This is a genomic window from Streptosporangium saharense, assembly GCF_014203715.1.
GTDB lineage: Bacteria > Actinomycetota > Actinomycetes > Streptosporangiales > Streptosporangiaceae > Streptosporangium > Streptosporangium saharense.
This window is the reverse complement of record NZ_JACHJP010000002.1, coordinates 1,205,177-1,217,972: the sequence shown is the minus strand read 5'-3', so window position 1 is coordinate 1,217,972 and position 12,796 is coordinate 1,205,177. Positions and strand designations below refer to the sequence as shown.

10 protein-coding genes are annotated in these 12,796 nt (G+C 72.3%); all 10 read left to right on the top strand.

From position 1 onward, the window contains the following. Positions 1 to 138 precede the first annotated feature (138 nt). The 10 genes from mraZ to murG all read left to right on the top strand — a co-directional run bounded on the left by mraZ (position 139) and on the right by murG (position 12,764). Positions 139 to 570 carry a division/cell wall cluster transcriptional repressor MraZ gene (gene mraZ / locus FHS44_RS14385; RefSeq protein WP_184715353.1) on the top strand — a complete coding sequence of 144 codons (432 nt, stop codon included), beginning with the start codon at positions 139 to 141 and terminating at the stop codon, positions 568 to 570. A 215-nt stretch (positions 571 to 785) separates the two neighbouring features. Beyond that, a complete protein-coding gene (rsmH, locus tag FHS44_RS14380) occupies positions 786 to 1,778 on the top strand; it encodes a 16S rRNA (cytosine(1402)-N(4))-methyltransferase RsmH (RefSeq protein WP_184714504.1) in 993 nt (330 codons plus the stop codon). Beyond that, a complete protein-coding gene (gene ftsL / locus FHS44_RS14375; protein WP_184714502.1) occupies positions 1,756 to 2,295 on the top strand; it encodes a cell division protein FtsL in 540 nt (179 codons plus the stop codon). The genes rsmH and ftsL overlap by 23 nt, the downstream gene beginning before the upstream one ends. A gap of 902 nt (positions 2,296 to 3,197) precedes the next feature. Next, on the top strand, positions 3,198 to 4,877 hold the full coding sequence (locus tag FHS44_RS42825; protein WP_246435563.1) for a peptidoglycan D,D-transpeptidase FtsI family protein: 1,680 nt from the start codon (positions 3,198 to 3,200) through the stop codon (positions 4,875 to 4,877). A 40-nt stretch (positions 4,878 to 4,917) separates the two neighbouring features. Then, a complete protein-coding gene (locus FHS44_RS14365; protein WP_184715349.1) occupies positions 4,918 to 6,462 on the top strand; it encodes a UDP-N-acetylmuramoyl-L-alanyl-D-glutamate--2,6-diaminopimelate ligase in 1,545 nt (514 codons plus the stop codon). Positions 6,463 to 6,474: 12 nt separating this feature from the next. After that, positions 6,475 to 7,911, top strand: a complete 1,437-nt coding sequence (locus tag FHS44_RS14360; RefSeq protein ID WP_184714500.1) for a UDP-N-acetylmuramoyl-tripeptide--D-alanyl-D-alanine ligase — start codon at positions 6,475 to 6,477, stop codon at positions 7,909 to 7,911. Further along, positions 7,908 to 8,966, top strand: a complete 1,059-nt coding sequence (gene mraY / locus FHS44_RS14355; RefSeq protein WP_184714498.1) for a phospho-N-acetylmuramoyl-pentapeptide-transferase — start codon at positions 7,908 to 7,910, stop codon at positions 8,964 to 8,966. The genes FHS44_RS14360 and mraY overlap by 4 nt, the downstream gene beginning before the upstream one ends. Continuing rightward, complete coding sequence (murD, locus tag FHS44_RS14350) at positions 8,948 to 10,354, top strand: UDP-N-acetylmuramoyl-L-alanine--D-glutamate ligase (RefSeq protein WP_184714496.1); 1,407 nt, start codon at positions 8,948 to 8,950, stop codon at positions 10,352 to 10,354. The genes mraY and murD overlap by 19 nt, the downstream gene beginning before the upstream one ends. After that, on the top strand, positions 10,351 to 11,661 hold the full coding sequence (ftsW, locus tag FHS44_RS14345; protein ID WP_312863656.1) for a putative lipid II flippase FtsW: 1,311 nt from the start codon (positions 10,351 to 10,353) through the stop codon (positions 11,659 to 11,661). The genes murD and ftsW overlap by 4 nt, the downstream gene beginning before the upstream one ends. A 14-nt stretch (positions 11,662 to 11,675) precedes the next feature. Beyond that, a complete protein-coding gene (gene murG / locus FHS44_RS14340; RefSeq protein WP_184714494.1) occupies positions 11,676 to 12,764 on the top strand; it encodes an undecaprenyldiphospho-muramoylpentapeptide beta-N-acetylglucosaminyltransferase in 1,089 nt (362 codons plus the stop codon). Positions 12,765 to 12,796: the final 32 nt, after the last annotated feature.

Genomic DNA, 12,796 nt, shown 5'->3' with positions numbered 1-12,796 from the left:
CTGGGGAAATAACGGCGAAACCCCTCGCTAAGAGCCACGGAATCAGTTGACGGTGGGGAGAAGTGGAGTATGGTGGTGCGCAGTGGAGGGCAGGGGCCACAGCGCCAGGTGCTCCGCTAGGCACGGGAGGTGAGGCCGGTGTTCCTCGGCACTCATTACCCGCGCCTCGATGACAAGGGACGGCTGTTCCTGCCGGCGAAGTACCGTGAGGAGCTGGCGGAGGGTCTGGTGATCACCAAAGGCCAGGAGCGCTGCCTCTACGTTTTCCCCGTAGAGGAGTTCCAGCGCATCACCGAGGCTCTGCGCACAGCGCCGGTGACCGCCAAGGCGGTCCGCGACTACAGCCGTGTCTTCTTCGCGAGCGCCTCCGACGAGGTCGCCGACAAACAGGGCCGGGTCACCGTCCCACAGGCCCTGCGCGAGTACGCCGGACTCAGCCGTGACTGCGCCGTGATCGGCGCCAACACCCGGCTGGAGATCTGGGACGCCCAGGCCTGGGACAAGTACCTGGCCGACCAGGAGCAGGCCTTCTCCGATCTGTCGGAGGAGGTGCTGCCAGGGATTCTGTGACTGCACGGTCGACTCATCGGTGAAAACGTCGTTCGGCGAGGTCTCCACCCGCAACCACATGTCCGCCAGCTGATGCACCTTCCCCGGTGTCAGGTGGCGGCGGAACGCGGGGGCGGATGGGGACCTGGCCGGACGGCCCCCGGGGGTGGGAGCCAGGAGAAAGACACCGGTGAGCGTCCGCCGCGGGAGACGCGGCGAGAGGGGGTTGGCGCTTCATGCGCGCCGAAGACGACAAGAGAGATTCCCAGGGCCGGGGTGGCCATGTTCCCGTGATGCTCGACCGGGTCCTTGAGCTCCTCGCACCCGCGCTCTCCGGGCCCGCTCCCGTCGTGGTCGACGCCAACCTCGGTCTGGGAGGCCACGCCGAGGCACTGCTCGCGGCCCACCCCGCGCTGCACCTGGTCGGCATCGACCGGGACCCGACCGCCATCGAGCGCTCCACGGCCAGGCTCGCGCCGTACGCCGACAGGATCACGCTGGTCAAGGCCGTCTCCGACGAGCTGACCGAGGTGCTGGCCGAGGCCGGGCGCCCCCGGGTCAACGGGGTGCTGTTCGACCTGGGCGTCTCCTCGCCCCAGCTCGACGAGGCCGAGCGGGGCTTCGCCTACTCCTACGACGCGCCGCTGGACATGCGGATGGACGGGGAGCAGGAGCTGACCGCGGAGATCGTGGTCAACACCTACCCGGTCCCCGACCTGATCCGGATCCTCAGGGATTACGGCGAGGAGCGATTCGCCCCGCGTGTCGCGCACCTAATCGGCAAGGAACGGGCCAAGGAGGCCATAACGTCGACTAAGCGGCTTGCGGAGATTGTCCGTGAGGCCATCCCCGCCGCCACTCGACGAACCGGGGGCAACCCGGCCAAAAGGACTTTCCAAGCGTTGCGGATCGAGGTGAACGGGGAGTTGACGGCACTGGAACGCGCCCTCCCCGCGGCGCTCGACGCGCTGACGCTCGGCGGGCGCGTGGTCGTGCTCGCCTACCACTCCCTTGAGGACCGGCTGACCAAGCGGGTCCTCGCGGCGCGAACCAAGGAGACGGGCCCCCCCGGGCTGCCCGTCCCGCTGCCGGCTCACCAGCCGAGGTTCGCCCTCCTGACAAGGGGAGCCGAGCTCCCGAGCGAAGAGGAGATCGCCCGCAACCCGCGGGCGGCCTCCGCCCGGTGCCGGGCGGCAGAGAGGATCCGTGAGGCAGTTGACGAGGAGTGAGCAAGACGTCCGCAGCACGCCGGTTCGCGGCGGACGGCCCCGCACGACACCCCAGGTGCGCAGGACGCGCCCGGCCAGGAACGTTCCCGCCGCGGGAGCGGCCGGGGCGGCCAGGCCCGCCGCGGCCTCCGCGTCGGCGTCCCGTGGGCGCAAGGCGCCGCGCACGCCGTTCGTGCTGCTCGTCGTCGGCCTGCTCTGTGGCGGTCTGGTCAGCCTCCTGGTGCTGAACACGATCCTCAACCAGGACTCCTTCAGGGCCAACGAGCTGCGCAACGGCAACAACGAGCTCCGTCAGAAGAAGGAGTCGCTCAAGCACCAGAACGCCCTCATGGACACCCCGGAGTGGCTGGCGGGCAACGTCGAGAAGCAGGGGCTTGCGCCCGACTGGGACAACCCGAACGTCATGGTCCCCGACCGTCCCGCCGCGGGAACGGCCCAGGACGGTGCCTCCACGGGCACCACCGGGAGTGACGAGAGGCCCACGGGGCAGGAGCGAGCGCCGGGCACGGGCCGGTGAGGGACGCCGGCGGACGGGGCCCGGGCCCCGGAAGGGGCGGCTCGGGCGGCGGACCCGCCGGAAACCCGGGCCGCAGGGGTCCGGGCGGGCCGAGCCGTACCGGAAGACCCCCGGGCCAGGACGGCACGGGCCGCCCCTCCCGCCAGGACGGGTCCGGCGAGCCTGGCCGTCCCCGGCGTCCCGAGGGACAGGGCGGGGACGGCAGGCAGCAGGGCTCGGGCCGCGACGGCGCGGGCAGGCCACGCCAGGACGGCGCGGGCGGCAGATCGGGCGGTACGGCACGGCCGGGCAGGCAGGCGGCCCAGGGCGGCGGCTCGGGCAGGCAGGCACGCCCGGAGGGCACGTCCGGCAAACCGGGCACCTCGGGCAGGCAGGGCGGTTCAGGCAAGCAGGGCGGCTCGGGCAAGCCGGGTGGCGCAGGGAAGCAGAGTGGCTCGGGCGCCCAGGGCAGGCAGGGCGGCTCCAAGGGGAGCTCCCAGGGGACGGGCGCCGGGTCCCAGGGGACGGGCAGGCCGCGCCAGGAACGGACGACCGGCAGGGGTGGCGGGCAGTCGGGCCGTCCCCGTCAGGGAGCCTCCCAGGACGGCTCCACACGGAACACCGGCAGGCCGACGGGACCGAGGACGACCGGATCACGGGCCGAGGCCCCGCCTCCCCGGGGACGGCCCCGCCAGGCGCCGGCGTCCGGCCCCTCGCAGGGGAACCCCACCCGGCGCGGACCTGGCGCGCCGCGAGGCCCCAGGAACCCGTGGCACGCGCCCTTCGCCCAGATGCTGCGGGAGGTCCGGCCCGGCACCGGGACGGGTGAGCCCGGCAGGTTCCGTCCGGGGCCGCCGTCCAGGCCGCCCGCCGTACTGCGCCTGGGCAATCCCGGGCGGCGCATCAGCATCGGCCTGATCGGGATGACCTTCGTGCTGTCCATCTTCGCCGGGCGGCTGATCCAGCTCCAGGGACTCGACTCCAAGGTCTACGCGGCCAAGGCGGCAGAGCAACGGATCAGGCCGGAGAAGCTGCCCGCGCGGCGCGGGGCGATCACCGACGTCAACGGCCACGAACTCGCGCTGACCCTTGAGGCGCGCGAGATCTTCGTCGATCCCGGCGTGGTGACCACCCCGCAGCAGCGTGACCGGGTGGCCACGGCCCTGGCCACGGAGCTGGGCGTGCCCAAAGAGCAGATCATGGCCAAGTTCGCCGCGGGCGGCCGCTACCAGCAGGTGGCGGCGGCGGTCGATCCCGTCATCGCCCAGCGGATCATGGACCGCGACTTCAAGGGTGTCGGCAGCAAGCACCGCTACCGGCGCGACTACCCCGGCGGCAACCTCGCGGGCACCCTGCTGGGCTTCGTCGGCGCCGACGGCAGCGGCCTGAGCGGCCTGGAGAGCACCTACAACAAGCTGCTCGCGGGCCGCGACGGGGAGCAGCTCGTCGAGACGGGCATCGAGGGACAGCGCATCCCGATGACCGGCAACACGCTGCAGACACCGGTCAACGGCGGAAGCGTGCGCCTGACCATCAACCGCGACATCCAGTGGGCCACGCAGAAGGCCATCACCGACCAGGTCAAGGCCGTCGGTGCGCGCACCGGCAGCGCCATCGTCCTGGACGTCCAGAGCGGGCACGTGCTCGCCATGGCCAACGCGCCCGAGCTCGACCTGAAGAACTGGCAGAAGACCGCCCCCGAGGACTGGGTCAACCGCTCGGTGACGGACGTGTTCGAGCCGGGCAGCACCAACAAGGTCATCACGGCCGCGGCCGCCCTGGAGTCGGGGGCGGTCAGTCCCGACAGCGTCTTCTCGGTCAGGGACAACATCCGCTGCGCCGACCAGGTGCTCAGGGACTCCCACCCGCACCCGGTCGAGCGGCTGACCTTCTCCGGCGTCGTGGCGACGTCGAGCAACGTCGGCACGATCCTGGCGGCGCAGAAGGTCGGCGACCAGAAGCTCTACGAGATGCTGCAGCGCTTCGGCTTCGGTGCCAAGCCGGGCACCGGGCTGCCGGGCGAGGAGGCGGGGCTGCTGCCCGACTGGCGCAAGTGGTCGGGCAGCCAGCGCTGCACGGTCGCCTACGGCCAGGGTGTCTCGGTGACCGCGCTGCAGACCGCGAGCGTCTACCAGACCATCGCCAACGGCGGCGTGCGCGTCACCCCGCAGATCGTGGCGGGGACGACCAACGGGGAGGGCGACTTCACCCCCTCGGCGCCTGCGGCGCGGACCCGCGTGATCGGGCAGAACACCGCGACGCAGATCTCGAACATGCTGGAGGCCGCCGTGAGCGCGGAGGGCACCGGCAACCTCGCCGCCATCGACGGCTACCGCGTGGCGGGCAAGACCGGCACCGCGATGCGCTACGACGCCAGGTGCCAGGGCTACTGCGGATACACTGCGACATTCGTTGGCTTCGCCCCCGCGGACAAGCCCCGCCTGGTCGTCCTCGCGGTGGTCCAGGACCCCCACCGGGGATACTACGGTGGGGAGATCGCCGCTCCCGTCTTCAAGAAAGTGATGACGTTCGCGTTGAAGAGCAAGAAGATCCCGCCAACCGGAACCCGGCCGCCCGCGGTGCGGATACGCGCCGGGGAATGAGGAGGGAAGGTACGCTCTCGCCGTGCGTTCCCCGTCGTCCATGCGACCTTCGAACAATTCACCCCGCCCGCTCTCGGGACTGGCGAGCCTGCTCGGCGCGCCCTCGGGCACGTCACGGGCGCCGCTGGCCCCGATCTCCGGGGTCACCATCGACTCGCGCCAGGTCCGGCGCGGCGATCTCTACGTCGCCCTGCCGGGAAGCACCTCCCACGGCGCCGACTTCTCCGCCCAAGCCCTGGCGGCGGGGGCCTGCGCGGTCCTGACCGACCCGGCGGGGCGTGCGGCCGCCGTCGCGACCGGCCTGCCGGTCCTCGTCGTGCCCGACCCGCGCGCCGTGCTCGGCAAGGTCGCCGCCTGGGTGTACGGCAGGCCCGCCGAGGCCGTGATGCTCATCGGCGTCACCGGGACCAGCGGCAAGTCGACGATCGCCTTCATGCTGGAGGCCGGGCTGCGGGCCGCCGGGCACCGTACGGGCCTGATCGGCGGCGTCGAGATCCACGCGGGCGACCTGCGCGTCACCCCGAAGCTCACCACGCCGGAGGCGAGCGACCTGCAGGGGCTGCTCGCCCTCATGCGGGAGCAGGGCGTGACGGCCGCGGCGATGGAGGTCTCCAGCCACGCCCTGGCGCTGGGCCGCGTCGACGGGGTCTTCTACGACGTCGCGCTGTTCACGAACCTGTCGCAGGACCACCTCGACTTCCACCGCGACCTCGACGACTACTTCTCGGCGAAGGCCAGGCTCTTCACCCCGGAGATGAGCCGGATGGGCGTCGTCAACCTCGACGACGCCCACGGGCGTGAGCTCCTCGGCATCGGCAAGATCCCGATGACCACCTTCTCGGCGACGGGCGCGGCCGAGGCCGACTGGCGGGCCGTCGAGGTCCGCCTGGGCGCCGAGGGCAGCTCCTTCCGCGTGGCGGGTCCGGGAGGCGTCGAGGAGGAGGCGAGCGTGGCCCTGCCGGGCCCGTTCAACGTCGCCAACGCGCTGGGCGCGATCGTCTCCCTCGTCGAGGCCGGGGTGCCGCTGCGCGTCGCGGTCGCGGGCGTCGCGACGCTGGCCGGGGTGCCCGGCCGGATGGAACGGGTGCCGGGCGGCGACGGCTTCCAGGTGGTCGTCGACTACTCGCACAAACCCGGCGCCGTCGAGTCGGTGCTGAACGCCCTGCGCGCGGTCACCGAGGGCAGGCTGACCGTGGTGCTCGGCTGTGGCGGCGACCGTGACAAGGGGAAACGCCCCATGATGGGGGAGGCCGCGGCCAGGCTCGCGGACGTGGCCGTCCTCACCAGTGACAATCCACGCTCGGAGGACCCGCTGCGGATCCTCGCCGAGATGCTGGACGGGGTCCTCGCCGTGCCCCAGGACGAACGCGCACATGTGATCATTGAGCCGGACCGTGCCGCCGCCGTCGACCTCGCCGTCGCGAGGGCGGGCCACGGCGACGTCGTCGTCGTGGCGGGCAAGGGGCACGAACAGGGCCAGTACGTCGGGGACCGGGTGCTCCCGTTCGACGACAGGCAGGTCGTCGCCGACGCGATCGCCAGGCGAGGCGACCGGCCCCAGCACACAAGCACGTATGGAGAGTAGGGAAGACTCATCATGATCCCGTTGCCGCTGGCCAGGATCGCCGAGATCACCTCGGGAGCCCTCGCCGGCATGGCCGATCCCCGTGCCGTCGTGCGCGGCCCGGTCGTCATCGACTCCCGAGCCGTGGAGCCGGGGTCGCTGTTCGTGGCCATCAAGGGCACGCGGTCGGACGGGCACGACTTCGCCGCCGGGGCCGTCGAGGCGGGAGCCGTCGCGGTCCTGGCCTCCAGGCCCGTGGACGCCCCCGCGGTCGTCGTCGGCGACGTCCTGGCGGCCCTCGCCGCGCTGGCCACCGCCGTGGCCGCCGAACTGCCGCAGGCTACGGTCATCGGGGTGACCGGCTCCGCGGGCAAGACCACGACCAAGGACCTGCTGGCCAGGCTCGCCGCCAGGCTGGGCCCGACGATCGCCCCCGTCGAGTCGTTCAACAACGAGATCGGCCACCCCCTGACCGTCATGCGGGCCGACGAGGACACGCGTTACCTGGTGCTCGAACTCAGTGCCAGGCACGCGGGCCACATCGCCGACCTCGCCCGCATCGCGCCGCCGAAGATCGGCGTCGTCCTCAACGTCGGAACCGCCCACCTGGGCGTCTTCGGCGGCAAGGAGGCGATCGCGCAGGCCAAGGGCGAGCTGGTCGAGGCACTGCCCCCGGACGGCGTGGCCGTACTGAACGCCGACGACCCGCTGGTCGCCGGGATGGCCGGGCGCACCGCCGCCCGCGTCACCTGGTTCGGCAGGGGGCCGCAGGCGGTCGTGCGGGCCGAGGAGGTGACCCTCGACGAGCGGGGCCGCGCCCGCTTCGTCCTGCGCACCCCCTCGGGGGTCGCGCCGGTCACCCTGCGCCTGTACGGCGAGCACGCCGTGGAGAACGCGCTGGCCGCCGCCGCCGTCGCCTACGAGCTCGGCCTGCCGGTCGCCGTCATCGCCGAGGAGCTGTCGGAGGCCGAGCCGCGCAGCCGCTGGCGGATGGCGGTCACCGACAGGCCGGACGGCGTCACCGTGATCAACGACGCCTACAACGCCAACCCCGACTCCATGCGCGCGGCCTTCGGCGCCCTGGACGCCCTCGCGGGCGGCAGGCGCAGGTTCGCGGTCATCGCCGCCCTGCGGGAGCTCGGCGAGGACGGCGACGCGCTGAACGCCGAGGTCGGGCACATGGCCGCGAGCTCGGGCCTGGAGGCCCTGTTCGTGGTCGGCCCCGACGCCGACCCGGTCCTGGCGGGCGCCGCGTCCGCCACCGGCGAGGCCCCCGAGGTGGGACCGCCACCGGGGCCGCCACCGGGAGCCTCCTCCCGGACGAGGGTCGTGCACGTGGCCGACGTCGAGGAGGCCGCGGCCGGGCTGGCGGCGCTGCTCGCCCCCGGAGACGTGGTGCTGGTCAAGGGACCGCGCGCCACCGGTCTCGAACGCGTCGCGCAGGCCCTGACCGGGGGTGAGCGCCAATGATGGAGATCCTCATCGCGGCGGCGGTCGGACTGCTGCTGTCGATGTTCGGCACTCCGCTGGCGATCCGCCTGTTCTCCCGGCGGGGCTACGGCCAGAGCATCCGTGAGGAGGGCCCCTCCGGCCACCACGACAAGCGCGGCACGCCGACCATGGGCGGCACCGTCATCGTGATCGCGGCGCTGCTCGGCTTCGCCTGCGCCCACCTCTACAGCGGGACCCCGCCGACCCCCTCGGCGAGCCTGGTGCTGTTCCTGATGACGGGCCTGGGCGCGGTCGGCTTCCTCGACGACTTCATCAAGATCTACAAGCAGCGCAGCCTCGGTCTGCGCAGCGGTGCCAAGGCCCTGGGCCAGCTCGTCGTCGGCGCCGTCTTCGCGATCCTGGTGACGCGCTTCCCGAACGCCTACCTGGTCACCCCGGCCGACACCCGCCTGTCGTTCCTGCGGGACTTCGGGCCCTCCATCGGCATCGTCGGGTTCACGATCTGGGTGCTCATCATGATCGTGGGCTTCTCGAACGCGGTGAACCTCACCGACGGCCTGGACGGCCTGGCCAGTGGCGCGACCGGCGTCGTGCTCGCCTCCTACGTCCTGATCGGCAACTGGCAACTGCGCAACAACTGCAGCACCCAGCTCGGCCCCAACTGCTACTGGGTCCGCGACCCCCTCGATCTGGCGGTGGTCGCCGCGGCCGTGCTCGGGGCGCTGCTCGGCTTCCTGTGGTGGAACGCCCCGCCCGCCAAGATCTTCATGGGCGACACCGGGTCGCTGGCGCTGGGCGGCGTGATCGCGGGCCTGGCCATCACCACCCGCACCCAGCTCCTGCTGATCATCCTGGCCGGTATGTGCGTGGTCATCACCCTCTCGGTGATCATCCAGGTCGGGTCGTTCAAGATGACGGGCAAACGCGTCTTCAGGATGGCGCCACTGCAGCACCACTTCGAGCTGTCAGGCTGGGCGGAGACGACCATCGTGGTCCGCTTCTGGCTCATCGCGGCCCTGTGCGCCGCGGCCGGGCTCGGACTGTTCTACGTCGAATGGATGCCGAAGCAGTGATGATCTGCGTCGCCGGTCTGGGCGTCTCCGGCGCCGCGGCCGCCCGTGCCATGGCCGCCAGGGGAGAGAAGGTGGTCGTCGTCGAGAGCGGCGACGGCGACCGCATCCGGCGGAGCGCCGCCGAGCTGACCGAGGCGGGCGTCGAGGTCCGCCTCGGCGCCTCCGTCGAGGAGCTGCCCGACGGCACCGGCCTGGTGGTCACCACCGGCTGGCCGCCGAGCCACCCGCTGATGCGCGCCGCGGCGCGGGCGGAGGTCGAGGTCGTCAGCGAGGTCGAGCTGGCCTGGCGGCTGCGTCCCGAGGGCGCCGCGCCGTGGCTGGCGCTGACCGGGACCAACGGCAAGACCACCGCGGTCCGGATGCTCACCTCGATGCTGAACGCCGCGGGGCACAGGGCGCTGGCCGTCGGCAACGTCGGCACCCCCGTCGTCGAGGCGGTCACCGGCCCCTGGGACGTGCTGGCCGTCGAGCTGTCCAGCTTCCAGCTGCACCGCTCGCCGGGCATAGCCCCGCACGCCGCGGCCCTGCTCAACGTCGCCCCCGACCACATCGACTGGCACGGCTCCCTTGAGGAGTACGCCAGGGTCAAGGGGGAGATCTTCGTCAGGGCGGGGACTGTCGTCTACAACGCCGACGACGAGTGGCCGACCCGGCTGGCGCTGCCGTACCTCGAAGAAGGGCGGGCGGTCGGGTTCACCCTCGGGGTGCCGGGGCCCGGGCAGGTCGGGGTAGTCGAGGACCTGCTCGTCGACCGGGCCTTCGTGGCCGACCCGGTCCGCGAGGCCGAGGAGCTCGCCTCCCTGTCCGACGTCAGGCCCTTCGCGCCGCACAACGTGGCCAACGCCCTGGCCGCCGCGGCGCTGGCCAGGTCCTACGGGGTGCCCGCGGAGGCCGTACGGCGTGGCCTGCTCGACTTCGTCCCCGACCCGCACCGGATCGCGCACGTCGCCAGGGTGGGCGAGGTCGACTACGTTGACGACTCGAAGGCGACAAACCCGCACGCCGCCGCGGCCTCCCTGGCCGCCTACCCGTCGATCGTCTGGGTCGCCGGAGGACAGCTCAAGGGCGCCGAGGTGGACGACCTGGTACGGCGGGCCGCCCCACGCCTGCGTGGCGCAGTGTTGCTCGGCGCCGACCGTGCGCGAATTCGTCAGGCTCTGGCGCGACACGCCGAGAATGTTCCTGTGGTTGAGGTGGCGGGGCAAGACACTGGGGTCATGGACCGTGTCGTCACCGAAGCCGCAAGGCTCGCAGCCCCCGGGGACACCGTGCTGCTGGCCCCCGCGGGAGCCTCCCTGGACATGTTCGCCGGTTATCCAGCGAGGGGGGAGGCGTTCGCGCGGGCCGTACACCGGCTCGCGGACGGACGTGACGGCGGGCCCGAGTGAGCACCACGGCGCAGGAGGGCGTCGGGCGCCGCAGGCCGGCGGCGCCTGAGACGCGGGCCGGGGGCACGAGGGTGCACGACCAGCTGGCCGCCTTCCGTGAGCTGCTCAACCGCCCCCTGACCTCCTACTACCTGATCCTCGGCTGCAGCGCGCTGCTGCTGGCCCTGGGCCTGATGATGGTGCTCTCCGCGTCGAGCATCGAGGCCCTGCAGGAGAAGGGGAACCCGTTCTACTGGTTCTTCAAGCAGTCGGTCTCCGTCGGGCTCGGCATCCCGCTCATGTGGATCTGCTCGATGCTGCCCCAGCGGTTCTTCAGGCTCGCCGGATACCCGCTGATGGTCCTGTCCGTGCTCGCGCTGGTCCTGGTGCTGTTCGTCGGCACCTCCCAGCTTGGCGCGCAGCGCTGGATCGACCTGGGGCCCATCTACCTGCAGCCCTCGGAGCCCGCCAAGCTCGGGCTGCTGCTGTGGGGCGCCGACCTGCTGGCCCGCAAGGCGCGGGGCGGGCTGATCGAGTGGCGCAACCTGTTCATCCCGCTGATGCCGGGCACCGTGATCGTTGCCGTCATGGTCATGCTGGGACGCGACCTCGGCACCACGCTGGTGCTGCTGCTGATCTTCCTGTCGCTGCTGTGGGTGGTAGGAGCCCCGCTGCGGCTGTTCGGCGGCGTCCTGGCGGTCGCCATGCTCGCGACCATCATCATGATCAGCACAGAGGGCTACCGCTCCGACCGCATCGAGGGCTGGCTCAACCCGTGGGCCAACGCCCAGACGACCGGCTACCAGGCCGTCCAGGGGCAGATCGCGATCGGCAGCGGCGGCTGGTTCGGGCTGGGACTCGGATCGAGCAGGGCGAAGTGGGGCAGGCTCCCGCACGCGGAGAGCGACTTCATCTTCTCCATCCTCGGTGAGGAGCTCGGCCTGATGGGCACCCTGGTGGTGATCGCCCTGTTCGGCCTGCTCGGCTACGCGGGCCTGCGGGTGGCGACCAGGGTCAAGGACCCCTTCGTCCGCCTGGCCTCCGCCTCCGCCGTCGCCTGGATCGCAGGGCAGGCGATCGTGAACATCGGGGCGGTCATCGGGGTGCTGCCCATCACCGGCATCCCGTTGCCCCTGGTGTCCTACGGAGGGTCGGCCCTCCTGCCGACCCTGGCCGCCCTCGGCATGCTGCTCTCCTTCGCCAAACAGGAGCCGGGAGCGCGCGAGGCTCTCGCCCTGCGTGGCCCCGGACCGGTTGCGCGGGGCCTAAGCTGGCTTGGCCTGGGTGGTCCGGCGCGGAAACGACGGCCGGCCCGAGAGAGACGATAAGTGAAAGGACCGACATGAGGGTGGTCCTCGCAGGCGGCGGGACGGCCGGACACATCGAGCCGGCGCTGGCTCTGGCCGACGCGCTGCGCCAACTGGACCCGAACATCGGGATCACCTGCCTCGGTACCGAGCGCGGCCTGGAGACCAGGCTGGTGCCGGCCCGGGGCTACGAGCTACAGCTCGTGCCCGCCGTCCCGCTGCCCAGGGCCCTCACGCCCCAGCTGCTCACCGTGCCGGGACGCCTGGCCGGGGCCATCAACACGGCCGCGGGCATCATGGAGCGGGTCCAGGCCGACGTGCTGGTCGGCTTCGGCGGTTACGTGGCGACCCCCGCCTACCTGGGGGCGCGCAGGCGGGGTGTGCCGATCGTGGTCCACGAGGCCAACCCGAGGCCGGGCCTGGCCAACCGGCTCGGCGCCCGGCTCACCGACCACGTGTTCACCGGTCATCCGAACACGCCGCTGCCCAAGGCGCAGTACGTGGGCATCCCGCTCCGCCGCGAGATCGTGGGGCTGGACCGGCTCTCCATGGGAGACAAGGCGCGTTCCTGGTTCGGGCTTGAGGCCGACCTGCCGACGCTGCTGGTCACCGGCGGCTCGCAGGGCGCGCGCTCGCTCAACGGGGCGGCCCTGGGTGCCGCCGCCGCGCTGCGCAGGGCCGGGGTGCAGGTGCTGCACGTCATCGGCCCGAAGAACACCCTTGAGGTGGAGCCGCCCCCGGGCGACCCGCAGTACGTCGTGCTGCAGTACGTGGACCGGATGGACCTGGCCTACGCGGCGGCCGACTTCGCCCTGTGCCGCAGCGGCGCCATGACCTGCGCGGAGCTGACCGCCGTGGGCCTGCCCGCGGCCTACATCCCGCTTCCGCACGGCAACGGCGAGCAACGGCTCAACGCCGAGCCGATCGTGCAGGCGGGCGGCGGCCTCATGGTCGACGACGCGGACCTGTCACCGGAGTGGATCATCCAGAACGTGCTGCCCATCCTGTCCGACCCCAACCGCGTGGTCGCCATGTCGGAGGCCGCGGTCAGGATGGGCCGCAAGGACGCCGACGTGACGCTCGCCCGCAGGGTGCTGCAGATCGCGGCCGAGGCGAGACGATGAACAGCGGGTTGAGCGAGCGGGGGGAGCGGTTC

Coding starts and splice junctions, on each gene's coding strand:
- mraY (WP_184714498.1), top strand. CDS start 7,908: ATGATGGAGATCCTCATCGCGGCGGCGGTCGGACTGCTGCTGTCGATG.
- murG (WP_184714494.1), top strand. CDS start 11,676: ATGAGGGTGGTCCTCGCAGGCGGCGGGACGGCCGGACACATCGAGCCG.
- murD (WP_184714496.1), top strand. CDS start 8,948: ATGGATGCCGAAGCAGTGATGATCTGCGTCGCCGGTCTGGGCGTCTCC.
- FHS44_RS14360 (WP_184714500.1), top strand. CDS start 6,475: ATGATCCCGTTGCCGCTGGCCAGGATCGCCGAGATCACCTCGGGAGCC.
- FHS44_RS42825 (WP_246435563.1), top strand. CDS start 3,198: ATGACCTTCGTGCTGTCCATCTTCGCCGGGCGGCTGATCCAGCTCCAG.
- FHS44_RS14365 (WP_184715349.1), top strand. CDS start 4,918: ATGCGACCTTCGAACAATTCACCCCGCCCGCTCTCGGGACTGGCGAGC.
- rsmH (WP_184714504.1), top strand. CDS start 786: ATGCGCGCCGAAGACGACAAGAGAGATTCCCAGGGCCGGGGTGGCCAT.